Annotated in this window: 15 protein-coding genes; 3 read left to right on the forward strand and 12 right to left on the reverse strand. The window is 71.0% G+C overall.

What is annotated here, in order from left to right:
• The 7 genes from ACIBG4_RS17955 to ligD form a co-directional block, all read right to left on the reverse strand.
• Nucleotides 1–702, reverse strand: a complete 702-nt coding sequence (locus tag ACIBG4_RS17955) for a hypothetical protein (RefSeq protein ID WP_397202686.1) — start codon at nt 700–702, stop codon at nt 1–3.
• On the reverse strand, nt 699–1910 hold the full coding sequence (locus ACIBG4_RS17960) for an ATP-grasp domain-containing protein (RefSeq protein WP_397202687.1): 1212 nt from the start codon (nt 1908–1910) through the stop codon (nt 699–701). Before ACIBG4_RS17960 ends, ACIBG4_RS17955 begins: the two co-directional genes overlap by 4 nt.
• Nucleotides 1907–2905 carry a glycosyltransferase family 2 protein gene (locus ACIBG4_RS17965; RefSeq protein WP_397202688.1) on the reverse strand — a complete coding sequence of 333 codons (999 nt, stop codon included), beginning with the start codon at nt 2903–2905 and terminating at the stop codon, nt 1907–1909. The genes ACIBG4_RS17960 and ACIBG4_RS17965 overlap by 4 nt, the downstream gene beginning before the upstream one ends.
• A complete protein-coding gene (locus ACIBG4_RS17970; RefSeq protein ID WP_397202689.1) occupies nt 2898–4223 on the reverse strand; it encodes a phenylacetate--CoA ligase family protein in 1326 nt (441 codons plus the stop codon). Before ACIBG4_RS17970 ends, ACIBG4_RS17965 begins: the two co-directional genes overlap by 8 nt.
• A gap of 21 nt (nt 4224–4244) precedes the next feature.
• Nucleotides 4245–4607 (reverse strand): YybH family protein, encoded by a 363-nt coding sequence (locus tag ACIBG4_RS17975; protein WP_397202690.1) that lies wholly within the window; start codon nt 4605–4607, stop codon nt 4245–4247.
• A gap of 61 nt (nt 4608–4668) precedes the next feature.
• A complete protein-coding gene (locus ACIBG4_RS17980) occupies nt 4669–5640 on the reverse strand; it encodes a UDP-glucuronic acid decarboxylase family protein (protein WP_397202691.1) in 972 nt (323 codons plus the stop codon).
• Nucleotides 5641–5988: 348 nt separating this feature from the next.
• Complete coding sequence (ligD, locus tag ACIBG4_RS17985; RefSeq protein WP_310711110.1) at nt 5989–7170, reverse strand: non-homologous end-joining DNA ligase; 1182 nt, start codon at nt 7168–7170, stop codon at nt 5989–5991.
• 200 nt (nt 7171–7370) lie between these two features.
• Here ligD and ACIBG4_RS17990 point away from each other — a divergent pair, with 200 nt between their 5' ends.
• Nucleotides 7371–8123: a class I SAM-dependent methyltransferase gene (locus ACIBG4_RS17990; protein ID WP_397202692.1), complete on the forward strand. Its 753-nt coding sequence runs from the start codon at nt 7371–7373 to the stop codon at nt 8121–8123.
• A 65-nt stretch (nt 8124–8188) separates the two neighbouring features.
• On the opposite strand, the gene ACIBG4_RS17995 is transcribed toward ACIBG4_RS17990, so the two are convergent.
• From ACIBG4_RS17995 to ACIBG4_RS18010, 4 genes are all read right to left on the reverse strand, one after another.
• Nucleotides 8189–8929 (reverse strand): crotonase/enoyl-CoA hydratase family protein, encoded by a 741-nt coding sequence (locus ACIBG4_RS17995; RefSeq protein WP_355443028.1) that lies wholly within the window; start codon nt 8927–8929, stop codon nt 8189–8191.
• A gap of 138 nt (nt 8930–9067) precedes the next feature.
• Nucleotides 9068–9721 carry a TetR family transcriptional regulator gene (locus ACIBG4_RS18000; RefSeq protein ID WP_397202693.1) on the reverse strand — a complete coding sequence of 218 codons (654 nt, stop codon included), beginning with the start codon at nt 9719–9721 and terminating at the stop codon, nt 9068–9070.
• A gap of 9 nt (nt 9722–9730) precedes the next feature.
• A complete protein-coding gene (locus tag ACIBG4_RS18005) occupies nt 9731–11446 on the reverse strand; it encodes a bifunctional sugar phosphate isomerase/epimerase/4-hydroxyphenylpyruvate dioxygenase family protein (RefSeq protein WP_397202694.1) in 1716 nt (571 codons plus the stop codon).
• Nucleotides 11439–12287: a shikimate dehydrogenase gene (locus tag ACIBG4_RS18010; protein ID WP_397202695.1), complete on the reverse strand. Its 849-nt coding sequence runs from the start codon at nt 12285–12287 to the stop codon at nt 11439–11441. Before ACIBG4_RS18010 ends, ACIBG4_RS18005 begins: the two co-directional genes overlap by 8 nt.
• Nucleotides 12288–12497: 210 nt before the next feature.
• On the opposite strand from ACIBG4_RS18010, the gene ACIBG4_RS18015 reads away from it, so the two are divergent.
• Complete coding sequence (locus ACIBG4_RS18015; RefSeq protein WP_397202696.1) at nt 12498–13865, forward strand: MFS transporter; 1368 nt, start codon at nt 12498–12500, stop codon at nt 13863–13865.
• Between the two features lie 6 nt (nt 13866–13871).
• Here ACIBG4_RS18015 and ACIBG4_RS18020 read toward each other — a convergent pair whose 3' ends face one another.
• Complete coding sequence (locus tag ACIBG4_RS18020; protein WP_397202697.1) at nt 13872–15593, reverse strand: acyl-CoA dehydrogenase family protein; 1722 nt, start codon at nt 15591–15593, stop codon at nt 13872–13874.
• Nucleotides 15594–15624: 31 nt separating this feature from the next.
• Between ACIBG4_RS18020 and ACIBG4_RS18025 the strand changes: the two genes are divergently transcribed.
• Nucleotides 15625–16341: a PaaX family transcriptional regulator C-terminal domain-containing protein gene (locus ACIBG4_RS18025; RefSeq protein WP_397202698.1), complete on the forward strand. Its 717-nt coding sequence runs from the start codon at nt 15625–15627 to the stop codon at nt 16339–16341.
• Nucleotides 16342–16346 lie beyond the last annotated feature (5 nt).

The following is a 16346-nucleotide window of genomic DNA, read 5'->3' on the forward strand; positions in this document are numbered from 1 at the left end:
CTACACGCTCTCCGAACCGACGCCGGCCGGCTTGCCGAAACGCGCCATCGAGCGCGCGCGCAGGCCGTCCCACCAGCGCTGCGGGCTGAAGAACACCGCCAGCGCCAGCAGCACGTGGACGGCGATGAACGCGTACGCCTCGTACTTGGTGGGCGGGTGCCCGATGAACACGGTCATGTGCGAGGCCCAGTCCCACACCGCGGGGATGGTCGCCCACTGCGGATCCGTGTGATCGTTGACCGTGAGGAAGGCCAGGTCCTCCAGGCCCGACAGCATCAGCAGCAGCATGCCGTACGCGAGCCTGCGCACGACAGCCGGCGTGCCGCCGCCCAGCCGGTAGGCCAGCACCAGAGAGATGATGATCAGCGGTGTGACCGTCAGGACGTGGTAATACAGGCCGTAGTAGGCCTCCCTGCTCCCGTTGACCACGCCGCCGAAGTAGAAGATCTTCGGGACGAAGTACAGGAAGTACACCAGGAACGTGATCGGGACCAGCCACAGCACCAGCCGCATCCGCTTGGCCCACTCCACGTCGAGCCGCGCGAGGGCCTCGGCGGCGAAGACGAAGGGCAGCAGCTTCAACAGGAAGATGCCCAGCGACTTCACTTCCCGGTCGTGCGGCAGCCCGAACCAGACGAAGGCGGCCGCCGCCACGGCGAGCGCCGCGAAGATCAGGAAGCCGAGGGGCTTTCGGGGAATCATTCAGAACCTTTCGAGTCGGGCTCGATCACGAAACGGAGGGTCCGCAGGGCCTCGTCGAGAGCGGATTCGAGCCGCATGCGCGTATCGGCGACCATGATCAGGTAGCCGAGCTTGTGACCGGCCTGCGTGTAGGCACGGACATGGCCGCCCACTTCTTTGAACACCTGCACCTCCACGACCTCGGGCATCCGCTTGAGCGCGTCCAGCCCCTCGATCGCGGTGAGCGCTCCGTCGGCCTCGGCGGCCAGGATGCGTAACGCCGCGATCCTGCGCTGCGTGACGGTGGCGATGTCCAGGGGCTCTCCCAGGGCCAGCCGGATGGCGGCCTCGACGGTGTTCAGCCCGAACGCGTGCTGGACCAGCAGCGGCATGCCGTTGCCGCCGAGCCTGGCGCCCATCTCGATGAAGCAGATGTCGCCGCCGGGCGTCAGCACGAAGTCGAAGTTGACGGGACCGCGCGTGTGGCCGATCTCGGCGCAGATCGCCGTGACGGCCTGGCCGAGCCGGGTGTGCACGGTTTCGTCGAGGTCGGCGGGCACCACATGGGAGAGACTGATCATCGCCGGTGGCCCGGTGATGGTGCGGTCGGTCACCGCCATGAAGGCCAACCGGCCGTCGGCGAAGAACGACTCCACCGCGTAGTGCCGACCGGCCACCAGCTCCTCGATGATCACGTGCCCGGTGAAGGAGTGCTTCCGGGCGTACTCGATCGCCTCCGGCAGCCTGCCGGGTCCGTCGAGCACGGTGATCCCCTTGCTGCCCGAGGAGTCGGCGGGCTTGACGATCAGGGGATAGCCGATGCCCGCGGCGGCCTCGGTGAGCCGCTCCAGGCTGTCGTGTTGGACGTGGCGGTACGCGGGCAGCCCGAGCCGGTCGATGACCTCCCTGAAGAACCCCTTGTCCACCGAGCAGCGCAGCGCGCCGGGCGCGGGCTGATGGGCCGTCCGGTAGATCCGGCTCAGCTCGGCGACCGCCTCCTGGGCCGCGTCGCTGGCCGGGGAGATGACGGCCGCGACGTCGATCGGGCCCAGGACCCGAGCGATGCCCTCCGGGTCCCTGCTGGTCATGCAGAGGAACTGGTCGGCCTCCGCGGCGCCGAGCGCGTCCGGGCGCTGGTCCACGCCGATCACCCGGTAGCCGAGTCGGCGCCCCTCCCGGTAGGCGGGGATCTGGTCCTCGCCACCGCCGAGCACGATGAGGTTTCTCAACTGGCGTTCTCCCAGATGTCGGCGACGGCGAAGGGCGTCTCGTAGCCGTAGAGGGCCTCGTCCGCCCGGATGGAGATGTTGGCCTCGCGGATCTGGTAGCGAGGCATGCTGATCGCCTGCACCCGCATCATCCGCACGAGATAACGGGCGATCAGCGCGAGCATGGCGAGCGCGACCATCGCGACGACCAGGCTGGCCTCGGCGAGGTCGAGGTAGCCGAGGTGATGCGTCAACGCCAGGGACAGGACCGTCGCCCCGCCCGCGAGCCCCACGAGGGACAGCCCCATCAGCCAGGTCAGCGGCCGGTACGAGAACCCGACGAAGAGCTCGATGGCGTGCGCGAAGAGCTTGCGCAGGTTCCACTTGCCGCGCCCCTCCAGGCGCGGTTGATGCGCGGTGGGCAGCGTGGTGTAGCGGGCGCCGAGCAGCGGAGCGGTGGCCATGAAGTACGGCGTGGACAGACGGCTGTCCACGACCTTGCGCGCGACGCTGGTCCGGACGACGCGGAACACGGACGCGCCGGGCGGCAGCTCGATGCCGAGCCACCTGCGGGCGATCGTCTGATGGGCCCAGGTGCCGAGCCGCCGATACCAGGGATCCTGCCGGTTCTCACGGACCGCGAAGACCGCGTCGTACCCTTCGAGCGCCTTCTCCAGCAGGCGGTGCATCTCCTTGGGAGGGGACTGCAGATCGGCGTCGAACTGAACGGTCCACCGCTTGGAGGCATACGTGAACCCGGCCGAGAACGCCGCCTCGAGCCCGAAGTTGCGGGCGAAGGAGATGTACTTCACCGCGGGGTCTTCGGCCGCGAACCGTTTGATGGCGTCCAGGGTGCCGTCGGTGCTCCCGTCGTCGACGAAGAGCAGCTCGACGTCGTCGTAGCGCCGCAGCTCGGCCCGGATCTCCCGGTAGGCGCGCTCGATGCAGGCGATCTCGTTGTAGCACGGGACCATCGCGGTGATGCCGGACCGGGTGTTCGGCGCGGAGTCAGACATCTGCCGCACGACCCTTCTCTGTCGCGTCTTCACGGGCGGGGTCGAGCACCTTGACGATCTTGATTTTCCCGTTGGGCTCCGGGGCGATGTACGACGTCCGCCGTACGGTGACCGCCTGGTCGGGCAGCACGCGCCGGACCGCGGCCGCGATGTCGGCGGTCACGTCGGCGCGGGCGCCGGGAGCCAGCACCGTCCGGATCTCGATCGCCCCCGGCCGGGTCTGGACCACCTGCAGCCGGCTCACCTCGGGGAAGTCCTGAACCGCGAAGGTGATGAAGTCGCCGTAGAAGCGCCGGCCGTCGGCGTCCACGAGCCGGTCCTCGCTGCGGCCGATCACCTCCCGCACGATCGGCGTGCGAGCCACGCCGCACGAGCAGTCGTTCGGGGTGATCCGCACCCGGTCGCCCAGCCGGTACCTGATCAGCGGCATGGCCTCGCTGTGCAACCGGGTGACGAGGATCTCGCCCTCCCCGTCCTCGACCGAGACGGTCCCGTCCGCGTGCTCCACCTCGACGACCAGGTCGGCCGACCGCAGGTGCAACCGCCCCTCCGGGCAGGTGCGGGCGATGGTGAAGACCTCGACCGAGGCGTACACCTCCTGGTGGGCCGCTCCGAGATGGTCGAGGATCTGCGCCTGCGCGGTCGGGGTCAGCCGCTCACCGCCGAACAGCACCGTCCGCACGCCGTCGTACCGGACGCCGCGCCGCCGCAGCTCCTCGACGACGCTGCCGATGACATTGGGGAAGCCGATCAGGAACGTCGGCCGGGCCGCCAGGAAGGCCGTCACCTGCTCGTCCAGCGTCCGGTCGGTCGGAACGTGGAAGTTGCGCAGCAACCCGAAGCGTTCCAGGGGATGCCGCAGGAACGGGCGGACCCGGAAGTAGGCGACGCGGTCGGTCAGGCGCACCCCGCCGCCGAGCATGTCCTGCAGATAGGTGGCGCGGAGGTAGCCGAGGTCCCGCTCCGAGTTGCGGATCGTGATGGGGATTCCGGAGGAGCCGCTGGTGGTGGCCGCGCGGGTGTTCTCCGGGGTGAAACCGGCCGCGAGCAGCTCGCCCGGCGGCAGCTCACGCAGGTCCTCGCGCCTGAGCACGGGGAACGCGGACAGGTCCTCGGCGCTCCGCAGGCCCTCGACCAGCGCGGCGTCGAAGACGCGCCGGTAGTGGGGGACGTCCTGGTAGGCGTGCCGTACGAGGGCGCGGAGCAGCCGGGACTGGATGTCGCGCTGCTCGGCGTGGCTCAGGCGCTCGCGCCGCCGGACGGCGGCCAGGTGATAGGCGACCGGCGCCAGGTTGATCGTGGATCGCAACCGGCTCACAAGGCTCCCCCCGTCGTCATCTCAGACGAAGGTGTTCTGGTCGTGAACGAGCAGCCAGCGCTCGTCGCGGCGGGTGAAGTACAACGTCAGGTAGTACTTCTTCTGGTACGGCGTGCCCTCGGGGTCGAGGTCGTCGTAGACCACCGACAGCACGGCGAACGCGGCGTCGCCCATGGTCTCGGCCCTGACGGTCTCGGTCCTGATCGACCAGTCGGAGTCGTCGAACCAGGCGGCGTGGAAGTCGGCGATGGCCTGCTTGCCGTCGAGCAGGGTGCCGTTCGGCAGGATCACCGACGCGTCCGGATGGACGGTCGCCAGGAACCCGTCGAGGTCGCGTGTGTCGATCGCCTTCAGATGGCCGGCGAGTGCCTGTGCGAAGTCCATCGCTCCGTCCCCTGTGTGAGATGGTCACCGGGCCGCGCCGGCTCCGCGCTGCGGGACCGCGTCACAGCCGAACCGCCTTCATCCGGTTCCACAGGTGCGGATGCTCCTGGAACCAGGCGATGGTCCGCCGCAGCCCTTCCTCGACGGGAACCTGCGGCTCCCAGCCCAGCCGGTCTCTGGCGAGCGTTATGTCCGGACGGCGCACCGACGGGTCGTCCTGCGGCCGGGGTACGAACGTGATCTCCGACGCCGAACCGGTCAGCACCTTGATCCACTCGGCGAGCGCGAGCATGGACAGCTCATGCGGGTTGCCGATGTTGACCGGGCCGTCCAGATCCGAGTTGAACAACCGGACGATGCCTTCGACCAGGTCGTCCACGTAGCAGACGGATCTGGTCTGGCGGCCGTCGCCGGACACCGTGATCGGCTCGCCCAGCAGCGCCTGCCTGATGAACGTGGGAATGGCCCGCCCGTCGAACGGCCGCATTCTGGGGCCGAAGGTGTTGAAGATCCGCAGAATCGCGGCATTGACGCCGCGGGCCCGCCGGTAGGCCGTGGTGGTGGCCTCGGCGAAGCGTTTCGCCTCGTCATAAACACCGCGGGGGCCGACCGCGTTCACATTGCCCCAGTAGCTTTCCGGCTGTGGGTGGACCAGCGGATCGCCGTAGGTCTCGGAAGTCGAGGCGAGAACGAACCGCGCCCCTTTGTCCTGAGCCAGCTCAAGCGCGTTGAACGTGCCGTTGGAGCCGACCCGGAGCGTGTCGATCGGCAGCCGGAGGTAATCCACCGGTGAGGCCGGCGAGGCGAAGTGCAGCACGGCGTCCACTGCCCCGGGGATGATGAGGTGCTCCGACACGTCGGTCCTGACCAGCCGGAAGCGGTCCTCTGCCATGAGGTGCTCGATGTTGCCCACCGACCCGGTCAGGAAATTGTCCACGCAGATGACGTGGTAGCCCTCGCCGAGAAAGCGTTCACATAAGTGTGACCCGAGAAATCCGGCTCCGCCGGTGATGGCGACGACGGGGCGGCTCATGGAGAGCCGCCGGCTTGCTCAAGACAGGCAGGTAAATGGCACGACAAGTAGACTTCCCTGGTTATTTTTTAAGTGCGGTCACGCCGCACGAACATCCCCGTGTGCCGCTGAGTGAGCACTCTTCACTGCCCGCATAAGTGCATGACCCCAACGTTTCAGTGAGCGTAAGCCCGGCATGATCACTGCGTCAAGGACATCAACATCATCTTTTGTGCCCGGCCCTTTTTCACCACCCGCGCAAATGCCGGTGAATGTCGGGCGGCCCCCTACCTGCGGTTTCCTACGGCCGGCCGCTTTCCGGGCGGCCCGATAACCTCGTTCCGGCGCGGTCCGGCCATTCCGGTCAGGTCAGTGCCACGGGTCGTAGTCGACCTCCAAGGGCTCCTGGGGTGGCCGCTCCGGCTCCGGGACGTGCTGGAGGTTGACCCGGACGCGATACCACACGCTGCTGCGCCCCCGCATGCCGTCGACCAGGATGTCGGCGGGCTCCAGCCGGGCCGCCGCCTCCGGGTGGCGGGACTTCCACCGCTCGAACCCCGCCAGGGCCTCGTCCTTGTGCTGGGCCTTGGCGATCTCGATGACCGGGACGACCTGGCGCCTGCGGCCCGTGCCCTTGGGGGGCTTGGGAGCGGGACCGAGCGACTCGGCCAGCTCCAGCAGCCCGTCGAGCGAGCCCGGGTGGAGGTCCATGCCGGCCCACGGATCGCCCTGCTCGGCCAGCCGCCGCGGCACGGTCTCGACGGTGAACAGCTCCGGACGGCACCCCGGCACCTCGTCCCAGGTCAGCGGCGTGGACACGCGGGCGTCCTGTACGGCGCGAACGGAGTAGGCGGAGGCGACGGTGCGGTCGTAGGCGTTCTGGTTGAAGTCGACGAAGACGCCGTGCCGCTCCTCCTTCCACCAGCGGCTCGTGGCCACGTCGGGAGCCCGCCGCTCGACCTCGCGGGCCACGGCCTCGGCCGCCCGGCGCACCTCGGCGAACGTCCACCGCGGCTCGATGCGGGTGTAGACGTGGAAGCCGCGCGAGCCGGACGTCTTGGGCCAGGCGGTCAGGCCGTGGTCGGCCAGCACCTCCCGGGCGACCTGGGCGGTGGCCAGCACGTCGTCCCATGGGACCCCGGGCACGGGGTCGAGGTCGATGCGCAGCTCGTCGGGGTGGGCGAGGTCGTCCGCGCGGACGGGGTGCGGGTTGAGGTCGACGCAGCCGAGATTGACCACCCAGAGGAGCTGGGCCAGATCGCCGACCACGACCTCCTCGGCGCTCAGCCCGGACCGGTAGCGCAGCTCGGCCACCTCGATCCAGGGAGGCCGCTTGGCGGGAGCCCGCTTCTGGAAGAACGCCTCCTCCTCGATGCCGTGCACGAACCGCTTGAGGATCATGGGGCGACCGGCCACCCCGCGCAGCGCCCCCTCGGCCACGGCCTGGTAGTAGCGCACCAGGTCGAGCTTCGTGTGGCCGCTCTTCGGGAAGATCACCTTGTCGGGGCTCGTGACGGTGACCCGCCGCCCCGCGACCTCGATGTCGGGCATGGGCCAACCCTACGCAACACCCCCGACAATCCCCCGGAGCAGCGGGACGCGGGTCAGCCGGCGAAGGGACCACCGCTTCGCCGGTGCACGGAACGGCGATGTCGCCGTTCGCGCGCGAGGCCACGGCCGCACAGACCCCCTATAGAGTCGATCCATCTGGCTCGAAGATCCGGCAGAAACCCGAGCGTCAGGAGGAAGCGATGACGGTGGACCGCGCGCGAAGTGTGGTGTTCGGGGAGACGGTGGAGCAGTACGAAGCGGCCAGAGCGGACTACCCCGCCCAGCTCATCACCGACGTGCTGGCCTACGCGCCTCCCGGTCCGGCGCTGGAGGTGGGTGCCGGAACGGGCAAGGCCACCGCGGGTTTCGCCGCCCGCGGAGTGGAGCTGACCTGCGTCGAGCCCGACCCCCGGATGGCGGCCGCGCTGACGGCGAAGTGCCCGGATGCCCGGGTCGAGATCGGGCTCTTCGAGGACTACGTCCCCGACAGGGCGTTCGCCCTGCTCTACTGCGCCCAGGCCTGGCACTGGGTCGACAGGGAGAGACGCTGGGACCTGGCCCACGCGGCCCTGGCGCCTTCGGGAGCGGTGGCGGTCTTCTGGAACCGCTACGCCGTCACCGACCCCGGCCTGCGGGCCGCCCTGGCCGCGGTGGACGACCGCTACGGGCTCACCGGCTCGACCCTGCACCACAACAGCCCGGTCTCGGCCGGGGCGAGCGCGCACCAGCTCGCGGACGACCCGCGCTTCACCGACCTGGACGAGCGCCACTACACGCGCACCGGCTGGTACGAAGCCGACCGCTACCTGAACCTGGTCCGCTCCATCTCCTCCTACGCCATCCTGGCCCCCGGCACCCGCGACGCCCTGTTGCGGGAGGTCGCCGGCCTGCTGGGCGACGGCGTGGACATGACGTTCACCACCGATCTCGCCCTCGCCCGCCGGGCTCGGTAGCAGCCGGGGCGGTCGGGCCGTGTCGCGCCGCCCCGCCCATCACGCCGGCGCGAGCGGGCGCACGCTCAGAACCGTCCGTGGCGGCCCTCTCCGGAGGCGAAGCGGGCCGCGCCGGCCGCCGCGTCCGGCAGCGACAGCAGGCCGTGGCGCAGCTCGTTCGTGATCGCCTCCGCCTCCGTCAGGCCCTCCTGCTCCAGCAGCGACATGCGGTCGCCGCGCAGGCACGCCTGCGGGAACGCGGCCAGCTCGCGGGCCAGCGCCTCGGCGTGCCGCCGGGCGGTCCCGGTGGGCACGACCCGGTTGGCCAGCCCCATCTCGTACGCCTCCCCCGCGCCGACGGGCCGGCCGGTGAGGATCATGTCCATGGCGCGGGAGGTGCCGACGAGGCGCGGCAGCCGCACGGTGCCGCCGTCGACGAGCGGCACGCCCCAGCGGCGGCAGAACACCCCGAACACGGCGTCCTCCTCGGCCACCCGCAGGTCGCACCAGAGCGCGAGCTCCAGCCCGCCCGCCACGGCGTGCCCGGCGACGGCGGCGACGACCGGCTTGGACAGGCGCATCCGGGTCGGGCCCATGGGTCCGTCGCCGTCCTCGCCGACGTGGTTGTCCAGCGCCTTCAGGTCGGCGCCGGCGCAGAACGTCCCGCCCTCGCCCCACAGCACGGCGACGGAGGCGTCGGACACGTCGAACTCCCGGAACGCGTCGGCGAGCGCGGCGGCGGTCTTGCGGTCGACCGCGTTGCGCGCCTCGGGACGGCTGAGCACGACGGTCGTGACGGGCCCGTCGCGTTCGATCCGTACGGTCATGTCCACCTCCGCGAACGCGGCGCCGGGGCGCCGGGAGCCCCAGCATCTCCGTTCCCCGAGGGAGAGGCAACCGGCCCACCACGGGATCAAGGCCGGACCGGATGGTGATCACCCTGCCGTGGCCGGGGCGCCGGAGCCTCAGGCCGGAGAGCCGGCGCCGCGAAGATAGGCGACCACCATCTCGCCCACCATCCGGCGCAGTCTCGCGCGATGCTCGGGGGCCGTCATGTCGCGCCCGAACAGCGCGCCGAAGGTGTGCTGGTTGGCCACGCGGAAGACGCAGAACGAGCTGATCATCATGTGGACGTCGATGGCGTCGGCCTCGGTGACGAAGTCGCCACTGGCCAGCCCGGCGTCCAGGATGCGCTCGATGAGGTCGAGCGCCGGAGTGCCGAGGTTGGCGAGGACCACTGACTTCCTGATGTGCTCCGCGTGGTGGATGTTCTCGATCGCGACCAGCTTGATGAACTCGCGGTGGGCGTCGTGGTGGTCGAAGGTCAGCTCGGCGAGCGTGCGGATGGCCTCGACGGGCGCCAGGTGCGCCACGTCCACCGTGCGCTCCACGGAGCGCACCTCGGTGTAGGCCTTCTCCAGGACCGCGATGTAGAGCTGCTCCTTGCTGCCGTAGTAGTAGTAGATCATGCGTTTGGTGGTGCGCATCAGCTCGGCGATCTCGTCCACCCGCGCCCCGGTGTAGCCGCGCCGGGCGAACTCGCGCTGGGCGACCTCGAGGATCTCCGCCTTGGTGCGCTCGGCGTCGCGCCGGCGTTCTGCGGCGGGCTGGGCGGTCATCCGCCCATCTTAGTGAGCGCGCGAGTGCTGCACGGCGCGCCGGATGGGGGCGTTGACGGCGCCGTACCCCTGGTAACCGTCCACGCGCTGGACCAGCTCGAAGAAGACCCGCCCCACGGTGATCGTGTACAGGTGCAGGAACGCGCCGTTCTCGTCCCGGTCGTGGAGGACGCCGAGCTCGCGCAGCTCGGGGTCGATCTCGTGACGGGCCTCCAGGTCGTCGTAGTAGTTGTCCGGGATCGGCAGCAGCAGCTCCGGGTGCCGGGCGCGCAGCCGGCGCGCCGCGGCGAGCAGATCGTCGCAGGCCAGGGCGACGTGCTGGAGGGCGGGCACCTGCTCGGGGGCGATGTTGAGCACCATGCGCAGGCCGCCGTCCGACGAGGTCATCGCCTTGCTGCGGAGCAGGCCGTAGGGGTCGGGGAACTCCAGGCTCTCCTGCGGGGTCAAGCCCAGCACGCTGCGGTAGAACAGCTCGGCCTCGTCGAAGTAGTGCCAGGGCTGGGTGAGCGCGATGTGGTCGATGTGGGTGATCGCTCCTCCCGCGGGCTCACTCCGGGTGAAGTCAGCTCTCCAGCTGTACGGCTCCGCCGTACGGCAGAAGAACAGCTGCGTGCCGTCGGGCGCGGCGATGGCCGCCAGGGACGCCTCCCCTTCCGCCCGCTCACGCGGCAACACGGGGGCGAGCAGCGACTCCGCTCGTTCGACGGCGGCGGCGGGGTCGGGGCTCTCCAGGCCGATCGCGCCCAGCGCCGGTCCTTCGGCGGAGCGGTTCAGCAGGATGCGGGCGCGGCCCTGCTCCCACAGCTCCACGGGTTTGGTCGGGTGGAGCCCCGACCGGGCGAACCCGAGAGCGGTGAGCACGGCGCGCGGGCCTTCGAGGTCGCCGGCGATCAGCTCGGCGAACGCGAACCCGGTGGGGGTGCGGGCCTGCGGAGCGAGGGCTTCCAGCGCGATGAGGGAGCGCATCGCGTCCACGGCGGTCCGGTGCGTGTCGGCCTGGCGGAAGTGGTCGTTGAAGACTTCCAGGGACAGCGGGCCGGCGTAGCCCGCGTTGCGGACGTGGGTCAGGAATCCGGGCATGTCGAAGCTGCCCTGGCCGGGGAAGCAGCGGTAGTGGCGGCTCCACTGCAGCACGTCCATGGCCAGGAGCGGGGCGTCGGCGAGCTGGAGGAAGAAGATCTTCTCACCGGGGATCGCCTCGATGCCGATGGGGTCGGAGCCGCGCGACATGATGTGGAAGCTGTCCAGGCAGACGCCCAGGTTCGGGTGGTCGGCCATGCGCACGATGCGCCACGCGTGCAGGTACTCGTTGACGTGGCGGCCCCAGGCCAGTGCCTCGTAGGCGATGCGGATGCCGTGCTCGGCTGCCCGCTGGGCCAGGAGGCGCAGCTGCTCGGCGGCAAGCTCGTCGTCGTCGATCGCGTGCGGCGAGACGTTGGAGCAGACCAGCAGGAGGTCGGCGCCGAGCCGCTCCATGAGCCGGAACTTCCGCTCGGCCCGGCGCAGGTCGGGCTCCGGCATGGCCTCGAAGTCGCGGAAGGGCTGGTAGAGGTCGATCGTCAGGCCGAGGCCGGCTGTGCGCCGCCGTACCTCCTCCGGCCGGAGGGGGCACGCCAGCAGGTCGTTCTCGAAGATCTCGACCCCGTCGAAGCCGGCGGCGGCGATGGCGTCCAGTTTCTCGGTCAGGGTGCCGCTCACCGACACGGTGGCGATGGATCTACGCATGGGCCAGCTCCTTCAGGTGCTTGAGCATGCGCTCAGCGTCGGGGGTACGGCCGGTGAACAGGCGGAAGGCGTGCGCGGCCTGGAAGACGGCCATGCCTCCGCCGTCGAGGGTCCGGCAGCCGCGTGCCCGCGCCTGCCGGAGCAGCTCCGTCTCCAGCGGGCGGTAGACGATGTCGGCCACCCACAGCTCCGGGTGGAGCAGCTCGGCCGCCAGCGGCATGCCGGGATGGTGGGCCATGCCGACGGGCGTCGCGTTGGCCAGGCCGTCGGCCTCCGCGAGGAGCCCGGGAAGGTCGTCCCGGGTGCCGCGGCCGGCCCGCTCCGCGCCGAATCGAACGGCCAGCTCGTCGGCGAGCGCCGCGGCCCGCTCCGGCTCGACGTCGACCACGGTCAGCCGATCGGCTCCCAGGGTGAGCAGCGCGTGGGCGATCGCCGCGCCGGCGCCGCCCGCGCCGAGCTGCACCACCCGGCGCACCGGCGCGCCGGGCAGGCCGCGGGCGAAGGACTCGGCGAATCCGGTCCAGTCGGTGTTGTGGCCGACGGCCCGCGCGCCGTCGAAGACCACGGTGTTGACCGCCCCGAGCCTGGCGGCGTCGTCCGACAGCTCGTCAAGGTGCGCGATGACGGCCTGCTTGCAGGGATGGGTGATGTTCAGCCCGTCGTAGCCCATGGCGCGGGCCGTCGCGACCAGCCTGCCCACATCCTCGCCCAGGACGTCGGTGTCCAGCAGCCGATACACGTACGGGAGCCCATGGTGGAGGGCTTCGCTCTCGTGCAGGGCGGGGCTCAGCGACGTGGTGATACCGGAACCGATCAACCCGATCAGACAGGACGACTTCATCGGCCCTTCACCTCCAGCAGGCGCCATTCCATGATCTCATCTCAAATGTACGAACCGGTGAGTTAGTTGTACGCCATCGCCCGCCGTCCGTGAAGAGGCCTTGACATGTGACTCAGGCCACCCGCACCATTGCAGCCACGTTAATTAACTATCTGGTACGTAACATGGTCCCGGCCTGGGGGTGGCCGGCCTCTGCCGCAAGGAGCCACCGTGACCGACTCTCCGCCAGCCACCCATCGGGGAACCCCGCGCAAGGCCGCCGTCGCCGCCTGGATCGGCAGCGCCCTGGAGTACTACGACTTCTTCATCTACGGCAGCGCCGCCGCGCTCATCTTCTCCAAGGTCTTCTTCGACGCCTCCGACCCCGCCACGGCCACGTTGCAGTCGCTGGCCAGCTTCGGCGTCGCCTACGCCGCCCGCCCGGTCGGCGCCTTCTTACTCGGCCACGTCGGCGACCGGTTCGGCCGCAAGCGGATCATGGTCTTCACGCTCATCCTGATGGGCCTGTCCACCTTCCTCATCGGCTGCCTGCCCACCCGCGACCAGGTCGGCGGTTTGGCTCCCGTGCTGCTGGTGCTCATGCGGATCCTGCAGGGCCTGTCGGCCGCCGGAGAGCAGGCCAGCGCCAACTCCATGACCCTCGAACACGCCCCGCAGGACCGCCGCGGCTTCTACACCAGCTTCACCCTGAACGGCACGCAGTTCGGCCAGATCCTGGCCACCTTCGTCTTCATCCCCGTCGCGGCGCTGCCCGAGGAGCACCTGCTCACCTGGGGCTGGCGGGTGCCCTTCTGGCTCAGCGTCGCGGTCGCGGTGGCCGGCTGGATCATCCGCCGCAGGCTCGACGAGACCCCCGCGTTCGAGGCCGAAGTCGCCCGGGGCACCGTCCCCCGCATGCCGCTCGCCGTCCTGTTCCGCGAGCACTGGGCCGGCGTGCTCCGTGTCGTCTGCGCCGCCCTCATCGCCACCGTTTCGACCATCTTCACCGTCTGGGCGCTCAACTACGCCACCAGCGACGCCGTCGGCCTCGACAAGGCGACCATGCTGTGGGTCAGCATCGCGGCCAACGCCGTCGCCCTCGTCGCCCTCCCGCTGTGGGCGCACCTGTCGGACCGGATCGGCCGCAAGCCCGTCTTCCTCATCGGCGCCGTCGGCAGCCCGATCATGATCTTCCTCTACCTCGCGGCCATCAACGCCAAGAGCTACCCGCTGATCTTCCTGACCGGCATCCTCACCCTCGGCGTCGTCTACAGCGCCTCCAACGGCATCTGGCCCTCCCTCTACGGCGAGATGTTCAGCACCCGCGTCCGGCTGTCGGGCATGGCCATCGGGACCCAGATCGGCTTCGCCATCGCCGGATTCGCCGTCGCCTCCGCCGCCGGCATCGTCACCCCCGAAGGCTGGCTGGGCCTGCAGGGCTGGACCGGGGTGGCCGTCTTCACCGCGATCCTCTGCGCCATCAGCGCGATCGCCGTCGCCACCGCCCGCGAGACCTACCGCGTGCCGACCGCCGAACTCGGAGAGCCCGCCCGACCCTCCACGATCGAACCAGGGCGGGCCCAGCCCCGGAATCCGTGATCCCGGTCAGAGCGCCAGCGCGCCCGACACGAGATCGTCGAAGCGCTCCAGGCCCTCCGCCGGACGGTCGATCCCGCGCAGCGGACCGTGGTCCTCGAGGTGGGCGTCGGCGTAGAGCCGCGCCACCAATGCCTTCCGGTCGCCGTGCCCGTTGCGCTCCTCCCAGCCCGCCTGCTCCAGCAGCAGGGCCGCCGCATAGACGTCGGCCATGAGCTGGGCCAGCGGGAAGAGCCTGGCCTCGGCCACCTCGGGGGCGAGCGACGACCACAAGGTGATCGCCTTGGCGACGTCGTCGATCCGCGTGCGGACGAGATCGGCGGTGGGGCCTTCGACCGACGAGACGGCGGCCTCCAGCCGCTCCAGGAACGGCTCGTGGGCGTTCTCGCGCACGATGGCGCGCCGGACGTCCAGGCAGAGGATGTTGTCGCCGCCCTCCCAGATCGGGTTGACCTGGGCGTCGCGCAGAAGGCGGGCGACCGGCCACTGCTCGATGTAGCCGTTGCCGCCGTGGATCTCGACGGCGTCGCTGGCCGCCGTCAGGCCGAGGCGCGTGGCACGCAGCTTGACCAGGGCCGGCGCGAGGCGCAGCCGGGGGCCGAGGTGGCCGTCGAAGACGAGCGCCTGCGCGGCCTCGACCTCGACGATCAGCTCGGCCAGCTTGCGGCGCATGAGCGGCTGGTCGATGAGCGGGCGGCCGAACGCCTCGCGGGCGCGGGCGTAACACAGCGACTCGACGAGCGCGCGGCGGGCCACGCCGACGCCCATCATCGCCACGCCGAGCCGCGAGGCGTTGGTGAGCTTCATCATCGTGCCGAGCCCGGAGCCGGACCCCTGGCCCGTCCCGCTCCGGGGCGCGAGCAGGAACGCCTCGGCGTCCGCGAACTCGACCTCCGCCGACGCCACCGACCGGGTGCCCAGCTTGTCCTTGAGCCGCCTGATCCGTACCCCGTTGCGGGAGCCGTCCCGCCGCTCCCAGAGCACGAGGAACGGCGCGATGACGTCCCCCTCCGCCCCTTCCGGCCGCGCGGCCCGGGCGAGGACGACGAACGCCGACCCGTTGGCGTTCGAGGCGAACCACTTCAGGCCCGTCAGCCGCCACGCGTCGCCGTCGGGCACGGCCGTGGCCTCCAGCGCGGCCAGATCCGAGCCGCCGGTCCGCTCCGTGAGCATCTGGGCGGCCTCGCCGGAGTAGAAGCCGTTGGCGAAGACGGCCCGGACGCGGTCACGCACGTCGGGGGGCGCGTGCCGCTCGGCCAGGGAGACGACCATGTCGCCGCCGGTGCCGAGGGCGCAGCCCATGCCGATGTCGGCCTGGTCGAGCAGGTACGTCCAGACGGCGGCGAGCGCCGCCGGGTCGGCGCCGTGGGCGCGGGCCTCGGCCGCGAAGGCCGGGGAGGTGAAGTTGTCCGCCATGAGGGCGTCCCGGGCGGCGTGGAAGGACGGCGGCATGACGACCTGGCTGACGTCCCTGCCCCACTTGTCGTACTTCTCCAGCCGGGGCGGGTTACGGTCGGTCTCCTCCGCCCACGCCGCGACGGGGCCGCCCATGAGCGCGCCCAGCCGGTCCAGATGCGGCTCGGCCCAGGCCAGGCCGTCGCCGAGGTGCCGCCGCACGAGCAGCCGCAGCGTCGGGTCGCAGGTCCACCAGTTGCGGCCGGCGGCGCCCTGGTAGCGCTCGGTCGCGTAGCGGTCGCTGCTGTCGAACGGTTCGATGAGATAGCGCCCCATGCCCGCGAGTGTTACATATACTCGACACGCGATGGAAGAGCGTAATGGCCTGAGCGCGCGGTCCGCCCTGCTGAGCGCGCTGCTCGGCAGCCACCCGCCGAGCCTGCCCGCCCGCCACCTGGTGAAGGTCGGCGCGCTGTTCGGCATCGCCGAAGGGGCCGTCCGGGTGGCGTTGTCGCGCATGGTCGCCGCCGGCGACCTCCTCCAGGAGGAGGGCCGCTACCGGCTGTCGGAGCGGCTGGTCGAGCGGCAGGCCCGCCAGGACGAGAGCCGCGACCCCCACCCCCGGCCATGGGACGGGACGTGGGAGATCGCCGTCGTCACCGCCGAGCGGCGCGCGCCCGCCGACCGGGCCGCGCTGCGCCACGCGATGACGGCGCTGCGGATGGCCGAGCTGCGCGAGGGCACCTGGATGCGCCCGGCCAACCTGCTGCGCGCCTGGCCCGCGACCGTCACCGAGCAGTGCACGCTCATCGGCGGCCGGCCGCACACCGACCCCACGCCGCTGCTGTGGGACCTCGACGGCTGGGCCGCCGAGGCGCGCGAGCTGGAGCGGCGCCTGGAGCGGGCCGAGGGGCTGGCGGAGGGATTCCTCGTGTCGGCGGCCGTGCTGCGTCACCTGCTGGCCGACCCGCTCCTGCCCGCGGAGCTGCTGCCCGCCGGGTGGCCGGGCGGCGAGCTGCGCGCCCGCTACGACGCCTTCGACCGCCGCTACCGGGAGGTGCTGCAGCGGCACCTCACCGGCTGACGCCG

The organism is Nonomuraea sp. NPDC050383, from assembly GCF_044459125.1.
In the GTDB taxonomy this organism is placed as follows: domain Bacteria; phylum Actinomycetota; class Actinomycetes; order Streptosporangiales; family Streptosporangiaceae; genus Nonomuraea.